We start from the raw sequence: 22,944 nt of genomic DNA, 5'->3' as shown, positions 1-22,944 counted from the left end.
CCGGTCCTGCATAATCGGGGCATGAGTGTCCTGCGCTTCGACAATGTCAGCAAACAGTACGCCGGTGGCCACGAGGCGCTGACCGATGTCAGCTTCGAGGTCGCACCGGGCGAGATGCTGTTCGTCACCGGCCATTCCGGTGCGGGCAAAAGCACCCTGCTCAAGTTGATCCACCTGGACGAGCGGCCCAGCCGCGGCGCGGTGGTGTTCGACGAGCGCAACCTGCTGAAGGTGCGCGGCGGCGACGTGCCCCGGCACCGACGCGCGGTGGGAGCGGTCTACCAGGACCATCGCCTGCTGATGGATCGCTCGATTGCCGAGAACGTGGCGCTGCCCCTGATCCTGCGCGGCACCCGCCGCGGCGACATCAACAAGCGGGTGCGTTCGGTGCTGGAGCGGATGGGCCTGGGCCATCGCGAGAAGGCGCTGCCCTCGCAGCTGTCGGCCGGCGAGCAGCAGCGCGTCGGCATCGCCCGCGCCATCGTCGGTGAGCCCAAGCTGCTGGTGGCCGACGAGCCGACCGGCAACCTCGACCCGACCCTGGCGGCGGAGATCATGGCCCTGTTCGCCGAGCTGCCCTCGCGCGGCACCAGCGTGCTGGTGGTCAGCCACGACCTGCCGCTGCTGCGCCGCATGCGCAAGCGCGTGCTGATCCTTGACCACGGCCGGCTGGTGGATGACATCTCGCCGCAGGACCTGGCGGAGTAATCGATGGCGAAGAACGAAAACAGCGAAGCCGCCGCCCCGTCCCGCGTGGGCGTCTGGTTCCAGCATCACGTGCACAGCGTGGTGTTCAGCCTGGGCCGCGCCTGCCGCAAGCCGTGGGCGACCCTGCTGACGGTGATGGTCATGGCGCTGGCGCTGGCCCTGCCGCTGGGACTGTCGATCGCGCTGGACAACCTCAAGCAGTTCGCCGGCAGCGTGCAGCAGTCGCGCGACATCAACGTGTTCCTGAAGGGCGACGTCGATGGTCCCGGCGCGCTGCGCCTGGCCGGCCAGCTGCGCGACCGTGATGACGTAGCCGAGGTGAACGTGCGCACGCCGGAGCATGGCCTGCAGGAACTGCGCGATGCCGGGCTCGGCGAGGCGATTGATGCACTCAACGACAACCCGCTGCCGTCGCTGCTGGTGATCACCCCGGGCCAGGGCAAGGACGACGCGCGGCTGGCGCGCGCGCTGGAAAGCCTGCCCGAGGCCGACCTGGTGCAGCACGACGCACTGTGGCGCCAGCGCCTGGATGCCTGGCTGGCGTTCGGCGCGCGGCTGGTGCAGGTGCTGTCGGTACTGCTCGGCGTCGGCGCCGCGCTGGTGGTCGGCAACACGGTGCGCCTGGACATCCAGGCCCGTCGCGAGGAAATCGGCGTGCTGCAGCTGCTGGGCGCCAGCGATGGCTTCATCCGCCGCCCGTTCCTGTACCTGGGCGCCTGGTACGGCCTGGGGGCCGGTGCGGTCGCGCTGGCCCTGATCGCCGCCGCCGGTGCCGCGCTGCGCGTGCCGCTGGCCGAACTCTCGCGCAGCTACGGCAGCCCGTTCGTGCTGCATGGCCTGGACCTGCTGCATGGCGGTCTGGTTCTGCTCGGCACGCTGTTGCTGGGCTGGCTGGGCGCATGGCTGGTGACCGGCCACTTCCTCCGCCAGACCCGCCCGACCGACACCTGAGACCGGCATGCAACCGCAAGCGTTGAAGCACCTTGAAGGGCCCGCGACGCGGGTGATGGTGGTCGATGGCTCGAAGCTGGTGCGCAAGCTGATCGCCGACGTCCTGCAGCGTGACCTGCCGGGCGTGGAAGTGATCGGCTGCGACAGCATCGAGGACGCGCAGCAGGCGCTGGCGCAGGGCCCGGTGGACCTGGTGACCACCTCGTTGACCCTGCGCGATGGTGACGGCCTAGCTCTGGCGCGGATGGTCCGCGAAGCGGCCGGCCAGGCCTACGTGCCGGTGATCGTGGTTTCCGGCGATGCCCAGCAGCATCTGGAGCAGCGCCGCTTCACCGAGTACGTCACCGATTATTTCGACAAATCGCTGGGCCATGAGGCACTGGCAACCTTCATCCGTGGCTACGTGCAGCCGCAGACCATACCCGGCGCGACCATCCTCTATATCGAGGACAGCCGCGTGGTCGCCGAGGCCACCAAGCGCATGCTCGAGCGCCAGCAGTTGAACGTGCTGCACGTGGTCAGCGCCGAAGAAGCATTCACCCTGCTCACGGCCGAGTCGCTGGGCCGCAGCCGCCACCGCATCGACCTGGTGCTGACCGACGTCACCCTGAAGGGTGAACTGAGCGGCCGCGATGTTGTGCAGCGCGTGCGCGTGGACTTCGGTTACGGCAAGCGCCGCCTGCCGGTGCTGGTGATGACCGGCGATGGCAACCCGCACAACCAGACCGGGCTGCTGCAGTCCGGTGCCAACGACCTGGTGCTCAAGCCGATCGAAGAACGGCTGCTGGTCACCAAGGTGCTGTTCCAGCTGCGCCTGGCCCGCTTGAACGATGGACCCCTGATTCGATGATGGATGAAGCAGCCGACACCCCGACGATCCAGCTGGAACCGAGCTGGAAGCAACATGTAGGCGATTACCTGTTGCAGCCGCAGATGCGCGAGCTGTCCAGCTTCCTGCGCCAGCGCAAGGCCAGCGGTGCGGCGGTGTTCCCGCCTGGCCCGCAGATCTTCGCCGCGTTCGACGCTACCCCGTTCGAACAGGTGAAGGTGGTGATTCTCGGCCAGGACCCGTACCACGGTCGTGGCCAGGCGCACGGCCTGAGTTTCTCGGTGCCGCCGGGCGTGCCGGTGCCGCCGTCGCTGCTGAACATCTACAAGGAGATCGAGAGCGATCTCGGTATCCCGCGCCCGGACCATGGCTGCCTGATCCCGTGGGCACAGCGTGGCGTGCTGCTGCTCAATGCCGTGCTGACGGTGGAAGAGGGCAAGGCAGGTGCGCACCAGGGGCGTGGCTGGGAAGGCTTCACCGACCACGTGGTGGATGTGCTCAACCGCGAACGCGAAGGACTGGTTTTCATGCTCTGGGGCGCCTATGCGCAGCAGAAGGGCAAGGTCATCGACACCGGTCGCCATCGCGTGCTGAAGTCGCCGCACCCGTCGCCGCTGTCGGCCCATCGTGGCTTCCTCGGCTGCCGTCATTTCTCAATGGCCAACGAGTACCTGCAGCGTCGCGGCCAGGCCCCGATCGACTGGTCGCTGCCGCCGCGTTCGGCGCTATGAGCACGGGCGCCCGGCCCAGGCTGAACACCTGGCAACGTTGCTGGCCCTGAATGGGTCCCCAGAACGGCCCGTTCAGCTCCGCTTGACCGGAATCGGCCGCTTTTCGGCAGGTAATTGCTTGAATTCCAAGGGATTGTGAATCCCGAAAAGCGTGCTCGCCACTGTCATCAAATCGCGCTACGGTAGGGCTCTGTTTGGGACCAGTGTTGCATCAATAGGATGCTGGAACTTTTTCCTCCTTTAGCAGTCCAAATCCCGGACTGCTAAGATGGGTGCCTATGAGCCAGAACACCTCTACTGCCCTTGTGGCAAACAATCTCCCGATTCCCAGTGCGCTCGGTTCGCTGGACGCCTACATCGGTGCCGTGCACCAGATCCCGGTGCTGTCGGTCGATGACGAACAGGACCTGGCCCGTCGCTTCCGCGACGGCAACGATCTGGACGCTGCCCGCGAGCTGGTGCATTCGCACCTGCGCTTCGTGGTGCACGTGGCCCGCGGCTACAACGGCTACGGCCTTGCCTTGGGTGACCTGATCCAGGAAGGCAACATCGGCCTGATGAAGGCGGTCAAGCGCTTCGACCCGGATATGGGCGTGCGCCTGGTCTCCTTCGCCGTGCACTGGATCCGCGCCGAGATGCACGAGTTCATCCTGAAGAATTGGCGCATCGTGAAGGTCGCCACCACCAAGGCGCAGCGCAAGCTGTTCTTCAACCTGCGCAAGTCGAAGACGCGCCTGGGCTGGATGAACGCGGCGGAAGTCAGCGCGGTGGCCAAAGACCTGAACGTGTCCGAGCGCGAGGTCATGGAAATGGAGTCGCGCCTGTCCGGTCGCGATATCGGTTTCGATGCGCCGACCGATGAGGACAACGAGCATGCGCCGCCGTCGCCGGCTGCGTACCTGGTCGCCAACGACGAAGATCCGTCGATGGCATACGAACGTGCCGACAGCGAAGACAACCAGATGCAGCTGCTGCGCGAAGGCTTGGCTGAGCTGGATGCCCGCTCGCGCGACATCATCCGCCGTCGCTGGCTGGATGCCGACAGCAAGGTGACGCTGCAGGAGCTGGCCGACGAGTACGGCGTGTCGGCCGAGCGTATCCGCCAGGTGGAAGCGAACGCGCTGAAGAAGATGAAGGCGCTGTTCACCGCGTAAGGCGGGGTGGCGTCGCAATTGTGAAAGGCCCGGCAGCAGTGCCGGGCCTTTTTCGTTTGTGGGGCTTAGCCACGCATGGCGTGGCTCTACTCTGACGCCAGAGCGGTGATTGTGCCGACCGGGTCATGTGCTGGATGCTGATGTTCACGCCGTACCACGCAGTGGCACGGTATGATCATGCCACGCGTCTTCCGCACACGAAGTTTCAATCGCAGTATGCGTAGGACCACCCTGTCCGAAGCTGCGCTGTACCGGTCGGTACGTGAAATGGAAGCGGGTCTGGTGGATGCTGATCTTGGCGGCGGAATCTTCAAGAAGCGCGTTGCGTTACCGGGGCGGGGAAAGCGTGGGAGCGTTCGAATCATCGTCGCCACACAGCGAGGCGGGCATTGGTTCTTCCTTTTCGGCTACGAGAAGAATGAACGTGCTGCGATCACGAATGCGGAACGGGATGCGCTGCAGTTGTACGCATCGGAGTTCCTGAGAATGAGTACGGCGCAGCTGAATCGCGCCGTGGAGTACGGGGATCTACAGGAGATCGGCCATGACGAAGACCCCTGAGCGACGGCGCGCGAAAAGTGCGCTTCTTGAAGCGGTGCATGATGCTGCTGTGAGTCTGCACGCGCATGGCTTCATCGATAAACGTCGGTTGAGCAGCTACGAAGCACTTTGCCTTGAGCCGGTCCCTGAGTACAGCAGTGCCCAGATCCGTGCCCTGCGTACGTCACTGCAGCTCAGTCAGCCGGTCTTTGCGGGGGTTCTCAATACCAGCGTTTCCACCGTACGCAGCTGGGAGCAGGGCGAAAAGAAACCCAGCGGACCGTCACTGAAGTTGCTTAACCTGATTGATCGGAAGGGTCTCGAAGCAGTCCTGTAAAGCAAAGGCCCGGCAATGCCGGGCCTTTGCTTTACCGTGGTATTCAATCCGCGCCATGCATGGGAGCGGGGGAGCCTCACCCCTCGCGTGCGATCGCGCGCCAACCAATGTCGTTGCGGTGGAATTCGTTGGCCCAGGTCACCTTGGCCACGCCGGCATAGGCGTTGGCCTGCGCGTCGCGCACGCTGTCACCCAGCGCCGCCACGCACAGCACGCGGCCGCCGGCGCTGACCACCTGGCCCTGCGCGTCCAATGCAGTCCCCGCATGGAACACCTTGGCACTGGCCGGCACGTCGTCCAGGCCGGAAATCACGTCACCGGTGATCGGCGCTTCCGGGTAGGGCTTCGCGGCCAGCACCACGCCCAGCGACGGGCGTGCGTCCCACTGCGCCTGCACCTGGTCCAGGCGGCCATCGATGGCGGCTTCCACCAGCTCGACCAGATCCGACTCCAGGCGCAACATCACCGGCTGGGTTTCCGGGTCGCCGAAGCGCACGTTGAATTCGATCACCTTCGGCGCGCCGCTGGCGTCGATCATCAGGCCCGCGTAGAGGAAACCAGTGAACGGGATACCGTCGGCGATCATGCCCTGCACGGTCGGGTTCACCACCTCGCGCATCACGCGTGCATGCACCTCCGGCGTCACTACCGGCGCGGGCGAGTAGGCGCCCATGCCACCGGTGTTCGGGCCGGTGTCGCCGTCGCCGACGCGCTTGTGGTCCTGCGAGGTGGCCATCGGCAGCGCATGCACGCCGTCCACCATCGAAATGAAGCTGGCTTCCTCACCATCGAGGAACTCTTCGATCACCACGCGCGCACCGGCATCGCCGAACGCGTTGCCCGACAGCATGTCACGCACGGCATCTTCGGCTTCGGCCAGGGTCATCGCCACGATCACGCCCTTGCCGGCAGCCAGACCATCGGCCTTGACCACGATCGGCGCGCCCTTCTCGCGGATGTAGGCCAGGGCGGCATCCACCTCGGTGTGCACGGCATAGAACGCGGTGGGGATGTTGTGGCGGGCCAGGAAGTCCTTGGCGTAGGCCTTGCTGCCTTCCAGCTGCGCGGCGGCGGCAGTCGGCCCGAAGATGCGCAGGCCGGCGGCGCGGAAGCGGTCGACCACGCCGGCCACCAGCGGTACTTCCGGGCCGACCACGGTCAGCGCCACGCCTTCGGCCTGGGCCAGCGCCAGCAGGCCGTCGATGTCGGTCACTTTCACCGCCACGTTGCGGCACTTGTCTTCGCTGGCGGTGCCGGCGTTGCCGGGCGCCACGATCACTTCGGTGACACGGGAGGACTGGGCCAGCTTCCATGCCAGGGCGTGTTCGCGGCCGCCAGAGCCGATGACAAGTACGTTCATCACGAGATTCCAGATTGCGTGGGAAGGGAAGATCGATATCCCCGGCGGCGCGCGTGGCTCACTCGCAGCCTTCGCGTCGCAGTGATTCGGGGAAGGAATAGGCCCAGGTCTTCGGGTCCAGGGTAAAGCGGTGTTCCTGCCGGACCTGCTTGCCACCGCAGGTGGTGCCGGTTTCCTCGATCAGCAGCGGCCAGATGCGCGCGCTGCGATCGCTGTCGTCGAAACGCAGGGCGAAATCGATGCTGAAGCGACGGGTACGGCAGTCCTCGACAGTCTCCGGGTCGCTGCTGGCGCCCAGGTTGTCGCACTCGTACTGGGCGTCATTGTCGATATGGCTGCGCACGCTGCCACTGGACACCAGGCCGTTCGGGCCTGGCAGGATCAGCGACTGCGAGAGCAGCGAGAAGCCCTGCCCGAACCAGCCGTCCTCGACGCGGAAACCATAGAAGTCGCTGCCTGCGCGGATGATGCTGGCGGTGCCGGGCTGGCCGCCGCTGCCAAAGCGTTCGCCAGTCAGTTCACTGGTCACGTCGAAGCCCTCGCCCTTCGGATGCAGCACGAAGAAGTCGATCATGCCTGCGTCGATGTGCGCGCCTTCGGACAAAGCACCGCAGACCGCCAGCAACTGCTGCCAGCTGTCACCGCTCACCACCGGTTGCTCGGCGCAGACGTGCCAGTCCATCGGGCGGGTTTCGCCGTCGTCGTTCCAGCTGCCGTGCCATTCACCGGAGAGCCTGGCGTTCTTGCCGTAGCGCTGGACCAGGAAGGCCTGCAGTCGCGCGGTGCGGCTCACGTGCGCCGTCGGCTCGGCAGGGGCCGACGTGGCGGCCTGCGGCGACGACGCAGGCACCGGGGCGGCCGCAGGCTTGCAACCGGCCAGCGCGGCCGCGCCCGCGAGGGCGAGCAAGGCCAGCGATTTCAGTGAGACTGCGGACATCCGTGTCGCTCCAGTATCAGTGGCGGAAGTGGCGAACACCGGTGAACACCATGGCCAGGCCGTGTTCGTCGGCGGCGGCGATCACTTCGGCATCGCGCATCGAACCGCCCGGCTGGATGACCGCCTTGATGCCGGCGGCAGCAGCGGCATCGATGCCGTCGCGGAACGGGAAGAACGCATCGGAGGCCATCACCGAGCCCTCGACCACCAGGTTTGCATCGGCGGCCTTGATGCCGGCGATGCGCGCCGAGTACACGCGGCTCATCTGGCCGGCGCCGACACCGATGGTGCGGTTGTCCTTCGCATAGACGATCGCGTTGGACTTCACGAACTTGGCCACCTTCCAGGCAAACAGCAGGTCGGTGAACTGCTTGTCGGTCGGCACCAGCTTGCTGACCACCTTCAGCTCATCGCGGGTCATGCCGCGGTTGTCCGAGGACTGCAGCAACAGGCCCGAGCCGACGCGCTTGCTGTCGAAGTTGTTCAGGCCATCACCATGCGGGATGCGCAGCACGCGCACGTTGGCCTTCTTCTGCGCGTATTCCAGCGCGGCCGGCTCGTAATCCGGGGCGATCAGCACTTCCACGAACTGGCGGTCCAGGATGACCTTGGCGGTGGCAGCGTCCAGCGGCGTGTTGAAGGCGATGATGCCGCCGAAGGCGCTGGTCGGGTCGGTGGCGTAGGCCAGCTCGTAGGCATCGCCGTTGCCGGCACCGACGGCCACGCCGCACGGGTTGGCGTGCTTGACGATGACGCAGGCCGGCGCGTCGAACTGGCGCACGCACTCCCACGCCGCATCGGCATCGGCCAGGTTGTTGTAGCTCAGTTCCTTGCCCTGCAGCTGCTGGAACGTGGCCAGGGTGCCCGGCACCGGGTACAGGTCGCGGTAGAACGCGCCGCTCTGGTGCGGGTTCTCGCCGTAGCGCAGGTCCATCACCTTCACGAAGGTGGAGTTCATCTGCGCCGGGTACTCGGCACGGGCCGGCACGGCGGCGTCGGTGGCGGTGACCGCCGACAGGTAGTTGCTGATCGCCGCGTCGTACTGGGCGACGCGGTTGAACGCGGCCACCGAGAACGCGAAGCGGGTGGCGGCCGACAGCTGGCCGTCGTTGGCGTCCAGCGAGGCCAGCAGCTCGGCGTACTGCGACGGGTCGGTGGCTACTGCCACGCGGGCGAAGTTCTTGGCCGCCGAGCGCAGCATGGCCGGGCCGCCGATATCGATGTTCTCCACCGCATCAGCCAGGGTGCAGTCGGCCTTGGCGGTGACCGACTCGAACGGGTACAGGTTCAGCACCAGCAGGTCGATGGCACCGATGCCATGCTCGGCCATCACCGCATCATCCAGGCCCGAACGGCCCAGCAGGCCACCGTGCACCATCGGGTGCAGGGTCTTGACGCGGCCGTCCATCATTTCCGGGAAACCGGTGACCTCGGCCACGTCCTTCACGGCCAGGCCCGCATCGCGGATCGCCTTGGCGGTGCCGCCGGTGGACAGCAGCTCCACGCCGCGTGCCGCCAGCGCAGTGGCCAGCTCGACCAGACCGGTCTTGTCGGAAACGGAGAGGAGGGCCCGGCGGACGGGCAACAGATCAGCAGTCATGGGACAGAATCGGCAGCGGAGCGGGGTCGATATTGTAGGCGGTGGGGGCCCGTGGCGGGCGCTGGAAGGGGTAATTTGCCGTGGCAATCGGCGTAAGGCCGGGTCGGGCACACCGATCCGGCCCGATCCGGAGTCTGGGCTGCGGACCAGAGCCGGGTTGTCGGAATCTGCCAACGATGGGGTAGGCTGTGCCCGCACTGCCAAGGATCAGCGGGTACGGATCATGTCGATCTATGCATTGAAGGGACGTTTCCAGGACCTGTTGCGTCCAGCCGTACGCGGTCTGTTCCGCATGGGGATCACTGCCAATACGGTGACCGTGGCTGCTGCCGTGGTCTCGCTGCTGGTGGCCGCAGCCGTGTGGTGCTGCGCGCCTGCCCAGCCTCTGCTGTACCTGCTGCTGCCGTTGTGGATGCTGCTGCGCATGGCGCTCAACGCGGTGGACGGCATGCTGGCGCGCGAATTCGGCCAGCAATCGCGGCTGGGCGCCTATCTGAACGAATTGTGCGATGTGATCGCCGATGCGGCGCTGTACCTGAGCCTGCTCAGCGTACCCGGCGTGCGCCCGGAGGCGCTGTGGCTGCTGGCCTGGACGGCGGCGCTGAGCGAGTACGCCGGCGTGCTGGGGCTGATGGTCGGTGCCAGCCGCCGCTATGACGGCCCGATGGGCAAGAGCGACCGCGCCTTCGTGATCGGTGCACTGGGCTTGCTGCTGGCCTTCGGCTGGGGCGGTGCACTGACGGTCAGCGGCGTGGCTGCAGCCATGGCAGTGTTGTGCGTGCTGACGATGATCAACCGCGTCCGTCGCGGACTGCGGGAAGCGGCGGTTTCGCCGAATTAATCAAGCAGATACAAAAAGACAATCAGGAGATTGCATGCGTCAGGCGCAGGAACGGGAATTCCACAGCTTCGACCAGGTACCGCTGTTCTACCGGTACTGGGCGGGCACCACCGCAACCCCGGCCACCAAGGCCATCGTGCTGCTGCACCGCGGCCACGAGCACTCCGGCCGGGTCACCCACCTGGTCGATGAGCTGGACCTGCCCGACACCGCCTTCTTCGCCTGGGATGCGCGCGGCAATGGCCGTTCGCCGGGCGCACGTGGCGATGCACCGGGCTTCCCGGCGCTGGTGCGTGACCTGGACAGCTTCATTGCCCACATCGGCGCCGAGCACGGTATCGCGGTGGAAGACATCGTGGTGATCGCGCAGAGCGTGGGGGCGGTGGTCGCCGCGACCTGGGTGCACGATTACGCGCCGCGCCTGCGTGCGCTGGTGATGGCTTCGCCCGCCTTCAAGGTGAAGCTGTACGTGCCGTTCGCACGCGCTGGGTTGGCGCTGATGCAGAAGCTGCGCGGCAATTTCTTCGTCAACAGCTACGTCAAGCCGCAGTGGCTGACCCACGACCCGGCACGGGTGGAAAGCTATCGTACCGATCCGCTGATCACCCGCCCGATCTCGGTGCGCGTGCTGCTGGGCCTGTACGAAGCGGCCGACCGCATCGTCGCCGATGCGCAGGCGATCAGCGTGCCGGTGCAGCTGTTGGTGTCCGGCTCGGACTTCGTCGTGCATCGTGGCCCGCAGGACCGCTTCTACGAGCGCCTGTCCAGCCCGATCAAGGAGCGCGTGCACCTGCCGGGCTTCTTCCACGACACGCTGGGCGAGCGTGATCGCGCACCGGCACTGGCGCGCATCCGCAGTTTCATCCAGGCGCGCTTCGCCGAACCCCTGCGCGAGTTGTCGCGTCGTGACGCACACCGGCATGGTCCGACCTTCGAGGAATCGGAGATCCTGGCCTGGCCACCGGAACGCAACAGCCTGGCCGACCTGCGCTGGCGCGTGGTGCGCGGCGGCCTGCGCGTCGGCGGCACGTTGTCCGAAGGCATCGCACTGGGCCTGCAGACCGGTTTCGATTCGGGCAGCACGCTCGACTACATCTATCGCGACCAAGCGCGTGGCAAGGGCCCGCTGGGCCGCATGGTCGACCGCAACTATCTCGATGCGATCGGCTGGCGCGGCATCCGCATCCGTGGCCAGCATTTGCAGGAACTGCTGCGCGATGCCGCCCAGCGACTGCGCGGGGAGGGCACGCCAGTGCGCGTGCTGGACGTGGCCGCTGGCCATGGCCGCTATGTGCTGGAAGCGCTGGGCCAGGGCGAACAGCGTGCCGAGCGCATCGTCCTCCGTGATTTCAGCGATCTGAACGTGACCCAGGGGCAGGCCTTGATCGAGCGCCTGGGCGCGGCCGACATCGCCCGCTTCGAGCAGGGCGATGCGTTCGACCCGGTGCAGCTGGCGCAGGTCGACCCGGCGCCGACGCTGGCGGTGGTTTCGGGCCTGTACGAACTGTTCCCCGACAACGATGCGGTGCTGCGTTCGCTGCAGGGCATCGCCGCGACCGTGCCGGTGGGCGGCTACCTGGCCTATACCGGCCAGCCCTGGCACCCGCAGCTGGAATTCATCGCGCGGGCCTTGACCAGCCACCGTGGCGGCGCGGCGTGGGTGATGCGTCGCCGTACCCAGCAGGAGATGGATGAGCTGGTACGCCTGGCCGGGTTCGAGAAGGTGGCGCAGCGTATCGATGACTTCGGCATCTTCACCGTGTCGCTGGCACGCCGGACCGCGTGATGGCGACACTCGCTGCAACCCCGCTGGCCGCGGAAGGGCGCCCCTGGCGGCGCGCCCTGCTGTGGCTGGCCCTGCTGGGCCCGTTCTTCTTCGCCAGCTATGGCTTCGCCAACTGGATGGCCGGTCGCCACGCCACGTTGCCGGTGATGGCGTTCGCGTGGGAGACACGCATCCCGTTCGTGCCGTGGACGATCGTGCCGTACTGGTCAATCGACCTGTTCTACGCGATCTCGTTCTTCCTGTGCCGGCAACGGCTGGAGCTGGACCGGCACGCGTTGCGGCTGTTCAGTGCGCAGGTCATCGCGGTGGCCTGCTTCCTGCTGTGGCCGCTGCGCTTCAGCTTCGAGCGTCCGGAGATCGGCGGTGTGTTCGGCTGGCTGTTCGATGTGCTGCTGGGCTTCGACAAGCCGTTCAACCAGGCACCGTCGCTGCATATCGTGCTGCTGATCGTGCTGTGGGTGAAGTTCGCGCAGTACCTGCACGGGGTGTGGCGCCGGGTGCTGCACGTGTGGGCGCTGCTGATCGGCGTCTCGGTGCTGACCACGTTCCAGCATCATTTCATCGATATCCCGACCGGCCTGCTGGCCGGCTGGCTGTGCGTGTGGCTATGGCCCGAGCAGGGCACGCCACCGTTGCATGCGTGGCGCACGACGCAGGATGCCAAGCGCTGGCGCCTGGCGGGGCTGTACCTGCTCGGGGCAGCGCTGCTGCTGGTGCCAGTGATCCTGCTGCGGGGTGTCGCGTTGTGGTTGCTGTGGCCGGTGGTATCGCTGCTGCTGGTGGCGCTGGCCTATGCCGGGCTGGGTACGGCGGTGTTCCAGAAGCGCGCCGACGGACGCCTGACCATGGCGTCACGTTGGCTGCTGGCGCCGTACCTGGGTGCAGCCTGGATCAATTCGCGGCTGTGGACGCGGCGTGCGCCGCAGCCGGTGCCGGTGATGGATGGCGTGTGGCTGGGGCGCATTCCCTCCGAGGCATTGGCGGCACCCCTGGTGGGGGTGGTCGATGCCTGCGCCGAGCTGTCCTGTCGCGCGCAGGGCGCAGCGTATGCCAGCGTGCCGATGCTGGACCTGGTGGTGCCTGCTCCGGAACAGCTGCGCGAGGCGGCCGAGGCCATCGAGCGGCTGCATGCGCACGGACCGTTGCTGGTGTGTTGCGCACTGGGTTATTCGCGCAGCGCCGCCAGCGTCGCCGCGTGGCTGCTGCGTAGTGGTCGTGCGGCTGATGCCGATGCGGCGGTGGCGATCGTGCGTGCTGCGCGACCTGGCATCGTGCTGGGCGCAGCGCATCTGCATGCCATCACTGCTGCGGCAGGAGCGCGCGCATGAGGACGGTTCCCGATCTGGCAACCATGCAGCTGCTGCTGCGGCAGGGGCGTTGGCCGGCGCTGCTGTCGCTGGGCCTGTTGCTGGTGGCGTTGCTGCTGCTCGGCATCGAGCCGGGGCTGGCGATGATCGCTGCCGGCCTGTTGCTGCTCAGTGTTGCCGCGGGCATCGCACAGGCCTATCACGCGTGGAGGGTGGCGCTGGACGCCAGCCTGTTGCAGCTGCTGCGCGATGAGGGCCTGGACGGCGATGCTGCCGCGCGCCGCACCGATCAGCTGCTGCAGGACAGTGGCCTGCGCCGCGCGTCACCCGATGCGCAACTGCGGGGCTGGGACGCGCGCTGGGCCGGCATGCGCCGCCTGCTGCTGCGCCAGTACCTGCTGACCGCGGTGCAGTTCGCACTGCTGGTGCTGGCCGTGTTGTGGCCGCAGACGTGAACCGGAGGGGCCAATGTTCGCCGAACTGATTGCCCGCGCCTGCAGTGGCGCGATCCATGTGGTGACCGGCGCCCGTGCGCTGTGGATCGGCTGTGCGCCGTCCAGCGAGCGACGCGTGTATTACGGCAACCACGCCAGCCATGGCGACTTCGTGCTGATCTGGTCGTCGATGCCACCGGCACTGCGGCGGCAGGTGCGCCCGGTGGCCGCGGCCGAATACTGGCAGCGCGATGGCCTGCGCCGCTACCTGATCGATGCGGTGTTCAACGGTGTGCTGGTCGAGCGCGAGGCCGGGCATCGCCATCAGGATCCGCTGCAGGTACTGCGCGATGCCGTGGACGAAGACTGCTCGCTGATCCTGTTTCCGGAAGGCACGCGCAATGTGGGCGATGAGCCGCTGCTGCCGTTCAAGAGCGGCATCTACCACCTGGCGCGGCAACGGCCGGAACTGGAGTTCGTGCCGGTGTGGATCGACAACCTGAAGCGGGTCATGCCCAAGGGCCGGTTCCTGCCGTTGCCCCTGCTGTGCACGGCCACCTTCGGCACGCCGTTGCGGCTGCAGGCCGACGAGGACAAGGCCGCGTTCCTGGCGCGCAGCCGGCAGGCGCTGCTGGACCTGGCGCCGAATGGAGGTCGTGCATGAGTTTCGTGTTGGATGTATCTGGCGATCTGGCAACGCAGAGCGTCGGCCAGCAGACCGGCCTGCTGTTCGCTGGCGTGGGTGCGGTGCTGGTGCTGGCGACACTGGTGGCTGAGACCCTGCGCTGGCGCCAGCGTGGGCGGCCCAGCGCGGTGATCGCCAACCTCGTCTCGCGCATCCGCGCGTGGTGGGTGATGGCGATCGTGGTCGGGCTGGCGCTGTTCTTCGGCCGTGCCGGGGTTATCGTGCTGTTCGCGATCATCTCGCTGTTCGCGCTGCGCGAGTTCATCACCCTGGCGCCGACCCGTTCAGGTGACTACTACGCGCTGCTGGCCGCGTTCTACATCGTGCTGCCTTGGCAGTACTACCTGGTGTGGATCGACTGGTACGGCATGTACACACTGCTGATTCCGGTCTATGCGTTCCTGTTCCTGCCGATCCTGTCGACCATCGGCGGCGACACCACGCACTACCTGGAGCGCACGGCGAAGGTGCAGTGGGGGTTGATGATCTGCGTGTTCTGCATTTCGCATGTACCGCTGCTGCTGAACCTTCACGTGCCGGGCCATGACCCGTCGCGCAACGTGTTGCTGTTCGCCTTCCTGGTGATCGTGGTGCAGTCCTCGGACGTGCTGCAGTACATCTGGGGCAAGCTGCTGGGCAAGCACCTGATCGCGCCGAAGCTGTCGCCGTCGAAAACGGTGGAGGGCTTCGTCGGCGGCGTGCTGAGTGCCAGCGCGCTGGGCGCGGCGCTGTGGTGGATCACCCCGTTCACGCCGCTGCAGGCGTTCGGCCTGTCGCTGCTGATCAATCTGATGGGGTTCTGGGGTGGCCTGGTGATGTCGGCGATCAAGCGCGATCGTGGCATCAAGGACTGGGGCCACATGATCGAGGGCCATGGCGGCATGCTCGACCGGCTGGATTCGGTGTGCTTCGCCGCGCCGGTGTTCTTCCACGTGGTGCGGTATTACTGGAAGGCGGGCGGGGGCGGTTGATTCTGCCGGGCTTTCATCCACGCATGGCGTGGTGACCCGCTTCTGTAGAGTCGAGCCATGCTCGACTGCTTCTGCGCCAGGCAATCCGTAAACGACAGTCGAGCATGGCTCGACTCTACAAAGGCGGCATCGGCGCTCAGGCGCTGATGCCGTATTCCTTCAGCTTCTTGCGCAGGGTGGCGCGGTGGATGCCCAGCATCGCGGCGGCCCGGCTCTGGTTGCCTTCGCAGTGGTTGAGCACTTCCACGAACAACGGGATCTCCATCTCGCGCAGCACGATCTCGTAGACATCGTCCGCGTCGCAGCCATCAAGGTCACGCAGGTAGCGGCGCACGGACTGGGCGACGTGTTCACGCAGCGGTGGCCGGGGAGCGCCACGACTGTTGTCAGGACGAGAAAGGACAGCGTTCAAGGGGGTTCCCGATTCGGTTGGCCCGTGCGCGCGAAGCGCGCGGCCGGACGAGGTGGTGGCGGTCAGTCTAGCGCGAGCGTGCCCGGCCTGCCATGACCGGGCGGCCACTTGCGATCAAAGGAAGTCGAAGGTGAATGCGACGGTGGACGCCGCAGGCTCCTGTACGCGGAAGGCGATGCGTGCGCTCTGGCCCGGTTCCAGCAAGGCCGCACCGGGGTTCTCGCCCAGGTACTGCGCAGGCGTGAACACGCTGCTGCCGATCACCCGGCCATCGGCATCGGACAGCGACAGGCGCAGGTCCGGCCATGCTTGTGCCCAGCGGGCGTCGTTGCGGATGCTGGCCTGTACCTGCAGCACGCCGGCCTGCCCGGGCAGTGGCCGGATCTCGCGACTGGTCATGGTGAAGGCGGTGGGTTCATGCCAGGCGGGCAGGCTGCAGCGCAGCACGCCACAGAGCGTGCCCAGCCATGCGCGGTTGCCGGCGTCGGCGGCCAGCCGCGCTCGGTCGGCAAGCACGCTCTGCAGTACCAGCAGCAGCGCCAGCGCGGCGACCAGCGCCCAGTGCCAGCGGGGCGTCGGCAGGGCGCGCGGGCGCACATTGCCGAGGAAACTGGGTGCATCGGCAGTACCCGTCGTTGCCGGGGGTACGACCCGCGCCGGTTCAAGGGCCGCAGTGTCATCAACGATGACCGTGTCATCGTCGCGTTGCATCTCCGCAGCCGGCGCAGGGGCCAGCTCGACGGGTGCGACCGGCACCTGCGTTGCAGGCCCAGCTTCGTCCTGCGTGCGCGTATCGGTCGCAGGCGCGGCCTCACCTTCCGGCGTCGTGCGCAGGAAGGTCGCCAGGGGACGGCGCGGTGGGTTCGGCTCGGACATGCTCAGGGCGCGGGCTCGGATCCAGCGGTCATTCAACCACGATCAGGCGCGGCGTACGCCGGTGATGCGCATCCAGTCGCCATCCTGGGTGGCCTGCAGGTCGTCGAACCACGCGGCATAGCGCTGCAGCAGTTCGCCTTCCTGGCCATGCAGGATGCCGGACAGGGCGATGCGGCCGCCGGCGGCGACGCGCGCGGCCAGCAGTTCGGCCAATGCATCCAGCGCCGAAGCGAGGATGTTGGCGACCACGATCGGGTAGGTTGCCACCGGTTCGTCCTGCGGCAGGTACACGTGCATGCGCGCCTGTTCGCCGTTGCGCTCGGCATTGTCGGCGGTGGCGACCAGGGCCTGCGGATCGTTGTCCACGCCGATGGCTTCAGCGGCACCCAGCTTCAGTGCGGCCAGCGCGAGAATGCCCGAGCCGCACCCGAAGTCGAGCACCCGCTGGCCCTGCAGCAGGCCGTCCACGGCAAGCTGGTCCAGCCAGCGCAGGCACAGGGCCGTGGTCGGGTGGGTACCCGAGCCGAAGGCCAGGCCCGGGTCCAGTCGCACCACGGCCGCATCGGCGGCTTGGGCGGCTTCCGGCAGTTCATGGTTCCACGGCACGATCCAGGTACGGCTGCCGAAATCCATCGGCTGGAACTGGTCCAGCCAGGCGCGTTCCCAGTCTTCGTCCTCGACCGCACGGAAGCTGCCACCACTCCAGTCCAGCTCCGGGTCGAACGATTCCAGCGCGGCCAGCAGCAGCAGGGCGTTGCTGTCGGCGGGGAACAGCGCGCTCAGCACCAGGGTGTCCCACAGCGGGGTCTCGCCCACGCCCGGCTCGAGGATGGCCTGTTCGTTGCTGGTATCGGCCTCGGCATCGAGCAGGGTGACGGCCAGTGCGCCGACGTCCTCCAGCGCGTTTTCATAGCGGGGCTGGGTGGCTTCGGTGCAACGCAGGGTCAGTTCCAGGAACGGCATGGCGGTGGGGGCAATCACGGGAAAGGGGGCCATGCTAGACCATCAGGGCGTCTCCGTATTGCCTGAGATGCTGCCCCTGGATGAACGGAGGTGGTTCAGACAGGCCTGTCGGGCCTTGCTAAACTTGGCGCTTTCCTGTGTGCCGTGAACGCTCACTGCCGCCAATGGCCTTTGCTCCGACCCTGAAAACCTGGTTGCTCGTGCTGCCGGCGGTGGCCGTGCTGGGCGTGGCCGGGTATCGGGCCAGCGGCCATGCCGGGTCGGCGCAGGCGACGGCGGACGAGCTGCCGGTGTCGTCGCTGGCAGCGGTGGATGCGGCGGTGCCGCTGCCGGTGATGCCGGAAGCGCTGGCGCGTCGCCTGGCGGCATTCGAGCGCGGCAATGCGCTGCCCTCGGGCCTGCCGCTGGATCTGCGCGCCGACATCGAGGATGCCACCGATCTCTACGCCTATGCGCAGCGCCTGCGCGTGCAGGCCGACGACGGCAACCACGAGGCGCGCTGGATGCTCAGCCGGGTTTACGACTACTGCGCTCAGTACGCCATCGACCCCGGCGGCTACCGTTTGGACAACAACGTGCTGGCGGGGTTGGGTCTGACCGCCGCACCGGCGATGGTGCAGGCGCGTGAGCGCGTGGCGCAGCGCTGCGGTGGATTCGTGCCGGGCGACAAGCTGGGGTCCGCCCTGGTGCTGGCGGAGCGTCGCAAGGCGGCCGCGCAGGGCAACCTGGCAGCGGAAGCATCGCTGTTTGCCGAAGGCGAGCCATTGCAGGACAGCCCCGAGTATCGCCGTGACCTGGTCGAGCGGGTGCGCACCTCACGCGACCCGGAAGCGTTCATGGCGATCGCCCCGGGCATGGGCGTGCGTGCGGCAGGGGACCGCGCACTCAATGGCCTGGTGGCCGGCGAGCAGCTCAGTGAACTGGCATGGCGGCTTGCGGCCTGCGAACTCGGTCTACCGTGTGGGGCCGACAGTGTGCTGGTCAACAGTTTTTGTGCGAATGGAGGGATCTGTTCGCAGGATGGGACGCAGGATTTCCGGGATTTTGTGTATGACGCTGCGGTTTCGCGGCAAGGTGCGGGGAAAATGAAGCAGTGGATCAAGCGATTGGTTGGAAAGAGGGACGGGCAATGAATTACCGTCGATTCCTGCATGGGGCCAAGTTCTGGTTCTGGGTGGCGCTGTTCGTGGCTTACTCGGCCGGCGCGGTCGGGCTGTTGATGATCGACACGTACGAAGATCGTTACCGGCATCTGTCGAAAGTGGAACTGACCACGGTGAAGACGCACGAAGACGTGCGCCGCGCGGGTGCCAGCCAGGTCGCCGCGGTCTATCGCGCGCAGAGTGGCATGCCGTTCGCCTCGTTGCCGGCCGGCAGCACCTTCCAGGTGGTGTGGCCCGACGGCTCGACGGAGACCATGGTGATCATCGACCCGAGCTCACCCAACGGTATCCGTCCGCTGGCGAACTCGCAGATTCCTGCGACGGCGGCCGACGCGCGCTGAACCTGCATGTGTAGAGCCGAGCCATGCTCGGCTGCTCTTGCCGGCATGCCGAGCGTAGGCTCGGCTCTACAGAAGAGATACGGAAAAGGGCGGGGATTTCCCCGCCCTTTTCATGTCCAGCACCTGCCGCCGATCAGGTCAACGCGATCGGCTTGTTCTTGCGCTCGGCAAGACGCTTTTCCAGGTAGTGGATGTTCTGGCCACCGGCCTGGAAGCCCTTGTCGCGCATGATCCGCTGCTGCAGGGCGACATTGGTCTTGATGCCATCGACCACCATTTCGCTCAGCGCCACCTGCATGCGGGCAATGGCGGTTTCGCGGTCCGGGCCGTGCACGATCAGCTTGCCGATCATCGAGTCGTAGTTCGACGGCACGCGGTACCCACTGTAGATGTGGGTATCCACGCGCACGCCGGGGCCGCCCGGCGGATGGAAGCCGGTGATGGTGCCCGGGCTCGGCACGAAGGTCTCGGCGTCTTCGGCGTTGATGCGGCACTCGATCGCATGACCGTTCAGCACCACGTCGCTCTGCTTGATCGACAGCTTCTGGCCAGCAGCGATCTTCAGCTGCTCGGCCACCAGGTCGATGCCGGTGACCATCTCGGTGACCGGATGCTCCACCTGGATGCGGGTGTTCATTTCGATGAAGTAGAACCGGCCGTCCTCGTAGAGGAACTCGAACGTGCCAGCGCCGCGATAGCCGATGCGGATGCAGGCTTCCACGCACACCTTGCCGATCTGCTCGCGCTGTTCGGCGGTGATGCCCGGTGCCGGCGCTTCTTCCACCACCTTCTGGTGGCGGCGCTGCATCGAGCAGTCGCGCTCACCCAGGTGGATGGCGTTGCCCTGGCCGTCGGCCAGCACCTGGATCTCCACGTGGCGCGGATTCTCCAGGAACTTCTCCATGTAGACCTCGCCATTGCCGAACGCGGCCTTGGCCTCGCTCTTGGTGGTTTCGATCGAGGTCTTCAGCGAGGCTTCGGCGTGCACCACGCGCATGCCACGGCCACCGCCGCCACCGGCTGCCTTGATGATGACCGGGTAGCCGATCTCACGGGCGATCTTGGTGTTGGCGACGATGTCCTCGCCCAGCGGGCCGCCCGAACCGGGCACGCACGGCACGCCGGCGGACTTCATCGCGCGGATGGCTTCGACCTTGTCGCCCATCATGCGGATGGTGTCGGCCTTGGGGCCGATGAAGATGAAGCCGGACTCTTCCACGCGCTCGGCGAAGTCGGCGTTCTCGGACAGGAAGCCGTAGCCCGGGTGGATCGCCTGGGCGTCGGTGACTTCGGCGGCGGCGATCAGTGCCGGGATGTTGAGGTAGCTCTGCGGCGACGGCGCCGGGCCGATGCAGACCGACTCGTCGGCCATGGCCACGTGCTTGAGGTTGCGATCGACCGTGGAGTGCACGGCCACCGTGCGGATGCCGAGGGTGTGGCACGCGCGCAGGATGCGCAGCGCGATCTCCCCTCGGTTGGCGATGACGACTTTGTCGAGCATGGCGTGCCCCTCAGCCGATCACGAACAGCGGCTGGTCGAATTCGACCGGCTGGCCGTTCTCGCCGAGGATGGCGACGATGGTGCCGGACGTGTCGGCTTCGATCGGGTTGAACATCTTCATCGCTTCGATGATGGCCAGGGTCTCGCCTTCCTTGACCTGCTGGCCAACGGTGACGAAGGCCGGCTTGTCCGGAGCGGCCGACGCATAGAAGGTGCCGACCATCGGCGAACGCAGCACGTGGCCTTCCGGCAGGGCCGGGCCCGGCTTGGCGGTGCCGCCGGTGGAGGCTTCGGTCGGCGACTGCATCGGCATCGCCTGCGCAGCCGGGGCGGCCGGCGGGGCGTACACCGGGGCCGGCATCGGCGCGGCGTAGCCGGCAACCGGGGCGCGCGACAGACGCACCGACTCTTCGCCTTCCTTGATTTCGATTTCAGCCAGGTTCGACTCTTCCAGCAGGTCGATCAGCTTCTTGATTTTGCGGAGATCCATGGTGGCCTCTTTGCTCTTGATGTCAGTGTGGTGGGGAGCGCATCGCGCTCGGGTCAAAGCAGTTCGTAGAACTCGCGCAGCTGCCGTGTGCGGTCGCGCGTCTGGGTGATCAGGCATTGCATCTTCGCGGGGTTGCGCGAGGTGCCGTCTGCATTGAAGGCATACACCGCCTCGCAATCTGCATCGCGCAAGGTGATCCAGATGCGCTGGGCCTTCACCAGCTGCTGTTCGGCCACCGCGCAGCGGCTGCAGCTGCCATCGGTTGCCTGCGCCTTCAGTTCGCCACGCGCCTGCGCGTAGACGGCGTTCAATGCGCTGTCGGCATCATCCAGGCGATCGGAATCGCACATGTCGCGCTCGTAGCCGCCGCTTGCCTGTGCGCAGTCGATGCCCGCGGCCGCGCGCTCGGCAGCGACACTGGCGCCGCACAGACCGGCCCACGCCAGAACGCCGGCAATCACGCGCGGCAGCATCTTCACGCGCGGGCCGCCTGCACGCGCAGCAGCGCCGCGTCCATCGCGTAGCGGTAGCTGTCGGCGCCGAAGCCGCACACCACGCCCACGGCCTTGTCACTGAAGTAGCTGTGCTGGCGGAACGGCTCGCGGGTATGCGGGTTGGACAGGTGGATCTCGATGAACGGCACCGCCACCGCCGCCAGCGCATCGCGCAGGGCGACCGAGGTGTGGGTGAACGCGGCCGGGTTGATCAGGATGAAAGCGGTTCCGTCATTGCGCGCGGCCTGCACGCGGTCCACCAGCACATGCTCGGCGTTGGACTGCAGGCTCTCCACGGCGTGTCCGGCGGCCGATGCCTGGGCGGCCAGGGCCTGGTCGATGTCGGCCAGCGTGGTGTGGCCGTAGACCTCCGGCTCGCGGGTGCCGAGCAGGTTGAGGTTGGGGCCGTGCAGGACCAGCAGCTTCGCCATGGGATCCGGAAGACGGGAAAGGGCGGCAGTCTGGCGGAACCGGCGGATGCTGTCCAGTTCGACGAAGTTTGCAGCGTTTCAATCGTTTGTTTGAAATCTGCCGGAGCGCTTGTGGCTGTACGGCGGGCGGTGGATCAAGGCGCGCTGAACGTCGTGCTGGCCGGGGATGCGGGCACGTAGGCCGACGATGGCGGCAGGCACGGAGAAGGCTGATGCCGCCATGGGCCGTGATGCGGTTGATCCACGCCATGCGTGGATGAAGGAAGTTCGGTGCGCAGCAAGCTATTCCCCCATCGAGGGGCAGCCCAAAGTACGCAGCACGCCGGCCACCGCAATTGCCATACACCCGCTCAGGTCTCCAGTGGCACCGTCGGCACCACGTTCGGGAACACCTCCTCCAGTGGCTCCCGTTCCCCCGGCTTCGGTGCCGGCCAGTTGTAAGCGTTCACCGGCTGCGCGCGGTTTACCCATAAGGCGTAATACAGATGGTCGGCGCGGCCATCACCGGTATTGGGGTGGATCAGGATGGTCAGGCCCAGGCTGTTGAGTTGCAGCCAAGGTACCAGCACCGGCAGCAGGTCGTTGGTGAAGCCGAAATAGAACGACGGGGTGACGTGCGGGCCGCGTGGCTCCAGGTTCCAGTTGCCCAGTTCCACCGGGAAACGCTCGGCCGCCCAGCGCCGCAACAGGGCCGCCTTCTCGAAGCTGTCCTCGTCGAAGTAGATATGCGCGTGATAGCTCTTGATGTCGGTGTAGGCGCGTGGAGTCGCGGGCAGCGTGGCCTCGCCGGGGCGCACGCTGGCCGGGCGCGGGGTCGGTTCGCTGGCCGTGGCGTGGCCCCAGGGGCTGCTGCCCTCGGGCGCGGGCGGAACGATGGCGCGGAAGCCGGGCCGCCCAGGTTCGGTGGTGTTCGCCGCGCCGTTGCCGCGCGGGGCTGCGGTGGCGGTCGATGCACTGGCCAGGCCGCCAGCGGCCAGACCTGCCGAAGCGATCAGGCGGCGCCGTGCGGGCGAAAGCAGGTCGGCCCAGTGGGCGTCATCGTCGCCGGTGTCGGTGAGGGGCTGCGGGTCCGAGTGCATGAGGGGCTCCGTGGCGGCATCGT

General features: G+C 67.0%; 26 protein-coding genes. 15 read left to right on the top strand and 11 right to left on the bottom strand.

The window, feature by feature from the left end; all coding sequences use genetic code 11:
- The first annotated feature begins 21 nt into the window (after positions 1-21).
- From ftsE to N5J73_RS11555, 7 genes are all read left to right on the top strand, one after another.
- Positions 22-708, top strand: coding sequence for a cell division ATP-binding protein FtsE (gene ftsE / locus N5J73_RS11585; RefSeq protein WP_005419728.1), 687 nt, complete (start codon positions 22-24; stop codon positions 706-708).
- Positions 709-711: 3 nt separating this feature from the next.
- On the top strand, positions 712-1,659 hold the full coding sequence (gene ftsX / locus N5J73_RS11580) for a permease-like cell division protein FtsX (protein WP_049446738.1): 948 nt from the start codon (positions 712-714) through the stop codon (positions 1,657-1,659).
- Between the two features lie 7 nt (positions 1,660-1,666).
- Positions 1,667-2,509, top strand: a complete 843-nt coding sequence (locus N5J73_RS11575) for a response regulator (protein WP_005414663.1) — start codon at positions 1,667-1,669, stop codon at positions 2,507-2,509.
- Entirely contained in the window at positions 2,506-3,219 is a 714-nt protein-coding gene (gene ung / locus N5J73_RS11570) for a uracil-DNA glycosylase (protein WP_080354849.1), read from the top strand. Before N5J73_RS11575 ends, ung begins: the two co-directional genes overlap by 4 nt.
- A 278-nt stretch (positions 3,220-3,497) precedes the next feature.
- Positions 3,498-4,373: an RNA polymerase sigma factor RpoH gene (gene rpoH / locus N5J73_RS11565; protein WP_032129545.1), complete on the top strand. Its 876-nt coding sequence runs from the start codon at positions 3,498-3,500 to the stop codon at positions 4,371-4,373.
- 177 nt (positions 4,374-4,550) lie between these two features.
- A complete protein-coding gene (locus N5J73_RS11560; RefSeq protein ID WP_049446761.1) occupies positions 4,551-4,934 on the top strand; it encodes a type II toxin-antitoxin system RelE/ParE family toxin in 384 nt (127 codons plus the stop codon).
- Positions 4,918-5,250, top strand: a complete 333-nt coding sequence (locus N5J73_RS11555; protein WP_019338970.1) for a DNA-binding transcriptional regulator — start codon at positions 4,918-4,920, stop codon at positions 5,248-5,250. The genes N5J73_RS11560 and N5J73_RS11555 overlap by 17 nt, the downstream gene beginning before the upstream one ends.
- 76 nt (positions 5,251-5,326) lie before the next feature.
- On the opposite strand, the gene purD is transcribed toward N5J73_RS11555, so the two are convergent.
- Genes purD through purH form a run of 3 tightly spaced genes read right to left on the bottom strand, consistent with a single transcriptional unit; the run spans position 5,327 to position 9,147 of the window.
- Positions 5,327-6,610: a phosphoribosylamine--glycine ligase gene (gene purD / locus N5J73_RS11550; RefSeq protein ID WP_049446734.1), complete on the bottom strand. Its 1,284-nt coding sequence runs from the start codon at positions 6,608-6,610 to the stop codon at positions 5,327-5,329.
- 58 nt (positions 6,611-6,668) lie between these two features.
- Positions 6,669-7,547 carry a hypothetical protein gene (locus N5J73_RS11545; RefSeq protein ID WP_010481053.1) on the bottom strand — a complete coding sequence of 293 codons (879 nt, stop codon included), beginning with the start codon at positions 7,545-7,547 and terminating at the stop codon, positions 6,669-6,671.
- Positions 7,548-7,563: 16 nt separating this feature from the next.
- Positions 7,564-9,147 (bottom strand): bifunctional phosphoribosylaminoimidazolecarboxamide formyltransferase/IMP cyclohydrolase, encoded by a 1,584-nt coding sequence (gene purH / locus N5J73_RS11540; protein WP_049446732.1) that lies wholly within the window; start codon positions 9,145-9,147, stop codon positions 7,564-7,566.
- Positions 9,148-9,370: 223 nt separating this feature from the next.
- On the opposite strand from purH, the gene N5J73_RS11535 reads away from it, so the two are divergent.
- From N5J73_RS11535 to N5J73_RS11510, 6 genes are read left to right on the top strand one after another with little or no spacing between them, the layout of a single operon-like run.
- On the top strand, positions 9,371-9,988 hold the full coding sequence (locus N5J73_RS11535; RefSeq protein ID WP_010481057.1) for a CDP-alcohol phosphatidyltransferase family protein: 618 nt from the start codon (positions 9,371-9,373) through the stop codon (positions 9,986-9,988).
- Positions 9,989-10,022: 34 nt separating this feature from the next.
- Positions 10,023-11,774: a bifunctional alpha/beta hydrolase/class I SAM-dependent methyltransferase gene (locus N5J73_RS11530; protein ID WP_049446730.1), complete on the top strand. Its 1,752-nt coding sequence runs from the start codon at positions 10,023-10,025 to the stop codon at positions 11,772-11,774.
- 23 nt (positions 11,775-11,797) lie between these two features.
- Positions 11,798-13,102 (top strand): phosphatase PAP2/dual specificity phosphatase family protein, encoded by a 1,305-nt coding sequence (locus N5J73_RS11525; protein ID WP_279940963.1) that lies wholly within the window; start codon positions 11,798-11,800, stop codon positions 13,100-13,102.
- Positions 13,099-13,536, top strand: a complete 438-nt coding sequence (locus tag N5J73_RS11520) for a hypothetical protein (protein WP_049446727.1) — start codon at positions 13,099-13,101, stop codon at positions 13,534-13,536. The genes N5J73_RS11525 and N5J73_RS11520 overlap by 4 nt, the downstream gene beginning before the upstream one ends.
- 13 nt (positions 13,537-13,549) lie before the next feature.
- Complete coding sequence (locus N5J73_RS11515; RefSeq protein WP_049446725.1) at positions 13,550-14,179, top strand: lysophospholipid acyltransferase family protein; 630 nt, start codon at positions 13,550-13,552, stop codon at positions 14,177-14,179.
- A complete protein-coding gene (locus N5J73_RS11510; RefSeq protein ID WP_049446723.1) occupies positions 14,176-15,171 on the top strand; it encodes a phosphatidate cytidylyltransferase in 996 nt (331 codons plus the stop codon). Before N5J73_RS11515 ends, N5J73_RS11510 begins: the two co-directional genes overlap by 4 nt.
- A gap of 136 nt (positions 15,172-15,307) precedes the next feature.
- Here the strand turns inward: N5J73_RS11510 and fis are convergent, their stop codons facing one another.
- From fis to prmA, 3 genes are all read right to left on the bottom strand, one after another.
- Positions 15,308-15,583 carry a DNA-binding transcriptional regulator Fis gene (fis, locus tag N5J73_RS11505; RefSeq protein ID WP_005419706.1) on the bottom strand — a complete coding sequence of 92 codons (276 nt, stop codon included), beginning with the start codon at positions 15,581-15,583 and terminating at the stop codon, positions 15,308-15,310.
- A gap of 114 nt (positions 15,584-15,697) precedes the next feature.
- Positions 15,698-16,459 (bottom strand): DUF3426 domain-containing protein, encoded by a 762-nt coding sequence (locus N5J73_RS11500; RefSeq protein WP_049446722.1) that lies wholly within the window; start codon positions 16,457-16,459, stop codon positions 15,698-15,700.
- A gap of 42 nt (positions 16,460-16,501) precedes the next feature.
- Positions 16,502-17,422, bottom strand: coding sequence for a 50S ribosomal protein L11 methyltransferase (gene prmA / locus N5J73_RS11495; RefSeq protein WP_049446720.1), 921 nt, complete (start codon positions 17,420-17,422; stop codon positions 16,502-16,504).
- Positions 17,423-17,586: 164 nt separating this feature from the next.
- Between prmA and N5J73_RS11490 the strand changes: the two genes are divergently transcribed.
- A complete protein-coding gene (locus N5J73_RS11490) occupies positions 17,587-18,555 on the top strand; it encodes a hypothetical protein (protein ID WP_049446718.1) in 969 nt (322 codons plus the stop codon).
- The gene (locus N5J73_RS11485; RefSeq protein WP_049446717.1) at positions 18,552-18,926 is read left to right on the top strand and encodes a hypothetical protein; all 375 of its coding nucleotides are present in this window, start codon (positions 18,552-18,554) and stop codon (positions 18,924-18,926) included. The genes N5J73_RS11490 and N5J73_RS11485 overlap by 4 nt, the downstream gene beginning before the upstream one ends.
- A gap of 133 nt (positions 18,927-19,059) precedes the next feature.
- Here N5J73_RS11485 and accC read toward each other — a convergent pair whose 3' ends face one another.
- From accC to N5J73_RS11460, 5 genes are all read right to left on the bottom strand, one after another.
- The gene (gene accC, locus N5J73_RS11480; RefSeq protein ID WP_049446715.1) at positions 19,060-20,427 is read right to left on the bottom strand and encodes an acetyl-CoA carboxylase biotin carboxylase subunit; all 1,368 of its coding nucleotides are present in this window, start codon (positions 20,425-20,427) and stop codon (positions 19,060-19,062) included.
- A gap of 10 nt (positions 20,428-20,437) precedes the next feature.
- Positions 20,438-20,917 carry an acetyl-CoA carboxylase biotin carboxyl carrier protein gene (accB, locus tag N5J73_RS11475; protein ID WP_049446713.1) on the bottom strand — a complete coding sequence of 160 codons (480 nt, stop codon included), beginning with the start codon at positions 20,915-20,917 and terminating at the stop codon, positions 20,438-20,440.
- 53 nt (positions 20,918-20,970) lie between these two features.
- Positions 20,971-21,396: a lysozyme inhibitor LprI family protein gene (locus N5J73_RS11470; RefSeq protein ID WP_049446711.1), complete on the bottom strand. Its 426-nt coding sequence runs from the start codon at positions 21,394-21,396 to the stop codon at positions 20,971-20,973.
- Positions 21,393-21,842 carry a type II 3-dehydroquinate dehydratase gene (gene aroQ, locus N5J73_RS11465; protein ID WP_049446709.1) on the bottom strand — a complete coding sequence of 150 codons (450 nt, stop codon included), beginning with the start codon at positions 21,840-21,842 and terminating at the stop codon, positions 21,393-21,395. Before aroQ ends, N5J73_RS11470 begins: the two co-directional genes overlap by 4 nt.
- Before the next feature lie 350 nt (positions 21,843-22,192).
- Complete coding sequence (locus N5J73_RS11460) at positions 22,193-22,921, bottom strand: DOPA 4,5-dioxygenase family protein (RefSeq protein ID WP_049446707.1); 729 nt, start codon at positions 22,919-22,921, stop codon at positions 22,193-22,195.
- Positions 22,922-22,944: the final 23 nt, after the last annotated feature.

The sequence above is a fragment of the Stenotrophomonas sp. GD03654 genome, from assembly GCF_029845105.1.
Taxonomy (GTDB): Bacteria; Pseudomonadota; Gammaproteobacteria; order Xanthomonadales; family Xanthomonadaceae; genus Stenotrophomonas; species Stenotrophomonas africana.
This window is presented reverse-complemented; position numbering and strand designations above follow the sequence as displayed.

Bases quoted from the DNA above. Each gene is read 5' to 3' on its own strand.
- N5J73_RS11485 (WP_049446717.1), top strand. From the start codon at position 18,552: ATGAATTACCGTCGATTCCTGCATGGGGCCAAGTTCTGGTTCTGGGTG.
- N5J73_RS11460 (WP_049446707.1), bottom strand. From the start codon at position 22,921: ATGCACTCGGACCCGCAGCCCCTCACCGACACCGGCGACGATGACGCC.
- N5J73_RS11535 (WP_010481057.1), top strand. From the start codon at position 9,371: ATGTCGATCTATGCATTGAAGGGACGTTTCCAGGACCTGTTGCGTCCA.
- N5J73_RS11500 (WP_049446722.1), bottom strand. From the start codon at position 16,459: ATGTCCGAGCCGAACCCACCGCGCCGTCCCCTGGCGACCTTCCTGCGC.
- N5J73_RS11560 (WP_049446761.1), top strand. From the start codon at position 4,551: ATGCCACGCGTCTTCCGCACACGAAGTTTCAATCGCAGTATGCGTAGG.
- ftsX (WP_049446738.1), top strand. From the start codon at position 712: ATGGCGAAGAACGAAAACAGCGAAGCCGCCGCCCCGTCCCGCGTGGGC.
- purH (WP_049446732.1), bottom strand. From the start codon at position 9,147: ATGACTGCTGATCTGTTGCCCGTCCGCCGGGCCCTCCTCTCCGTTTCC.
- accB (WP_049446713.1), bottom strand. From the start codon at position 20,917: ATGGATCTCCGCAAAATCAAGAAGCTGATCGACCTGCTGGAAGAGTCG.
- N5J73_RS11575 (WP_005414663.1), top strand. From the start codon at position 1,667: ATGCAACCGCAAGCGTTGAAGCACCTTGAAGGGCCCGCGACGCGGGTG.
- aroQ (WP_049446709.1), bottom strand. From the start codon at position 21,842: ATGGCGAAGCTGCTGGTCCTGCACGGCCCCAACCTCAACCTGCTCGGC.
- N5J73_RS11520 (WP_049446727.1), top strand. From the start codon at position 13,099: ATGAGGACGGTTCCCGATCTGGCAACCATGCAGCTGCTGCTGCGGCAG.
- accC (WP_049446715.1), bottom strand. From the start codon at position 20,427: ATGCTCGACAAAGTCGTCATCGCCAACCGAGGGGAGATCGCGCTGCGC.
- prmA (WP_049446720.1), bottom strand. From the start codon at position 17,422: ATGCCGTTCCTGGAACTGACCCTGCGTTGCACCGAAGCCACCCAGCCC.
- N5J73_RS11490 (WP_049446718.1), top strand. From the start codon at position 17,587: ATGGCCTTTGCTCCGACCCTGAAAACCTGGTTGCTCGTGCTGCCGGCG.
- N5J73_RS11555 (WP_019338970.1), top strand. From the start codon at position 4,918: ATGACGAAGACCCCTGAGCGACGGCGCGCGAAAAGTGCGCTTCTTGAA.
- rpoH (WP_032129545.1), top strand. From the start codon at position 3,498: ATGAGCCAGAACACCTCTACTGCCCTTGTGGCAAACAATCTCCCGATT.
- N5J73_RS11545 (WP_010481053.1), bottom strand. From the start codon at position 7,547: ATGTCCGCAGTCTCACTGAAATCGCTGGCCTTGCTCGCCCTCGCGGGC.
- N5J73_RS11510 (WP_049446723.1), top strand. From the start codon at position 14,176: ATGAGTTTCGTGTTGGATGTATCTGGCGATCTGGCAACGCAGAGCGTC.
- N5J73_RS11530 (WP_049446730.1), top strand. From the start codon at position 10,023: ATGCGTCAGGCGCAGGAACGGGAATTCCACAGCTTCGACCAGGTACCG.
- N5J73_RS11515 (WP_049446725.1), top strand. From the start codon at position 13,550: ATGTTCGCCGAACTGATTGCCCGCGCCTGCAGTGGCGCGATCCATGTG.
- ung (WP_080354849.1), top strand. From the start codon at position 2,506: ATGATGGATGAAGCAGCCGACACCCCGACGATCCAGCTGGAACCGAGC.
- purD (WP_049446734.1), bottom strand. From the start codon at position 6,610: ATGAACGTACTTGTCATCGGCTCTGGCGGCCGCGAACACGCCCTGGCA.
- ftsE (WP_005419728.1), top strand. From the start codon at position 22: ATGAGTGTCCTGCGCTTCGACAATGTCAGCAAACAGTACGCCGGTGGC.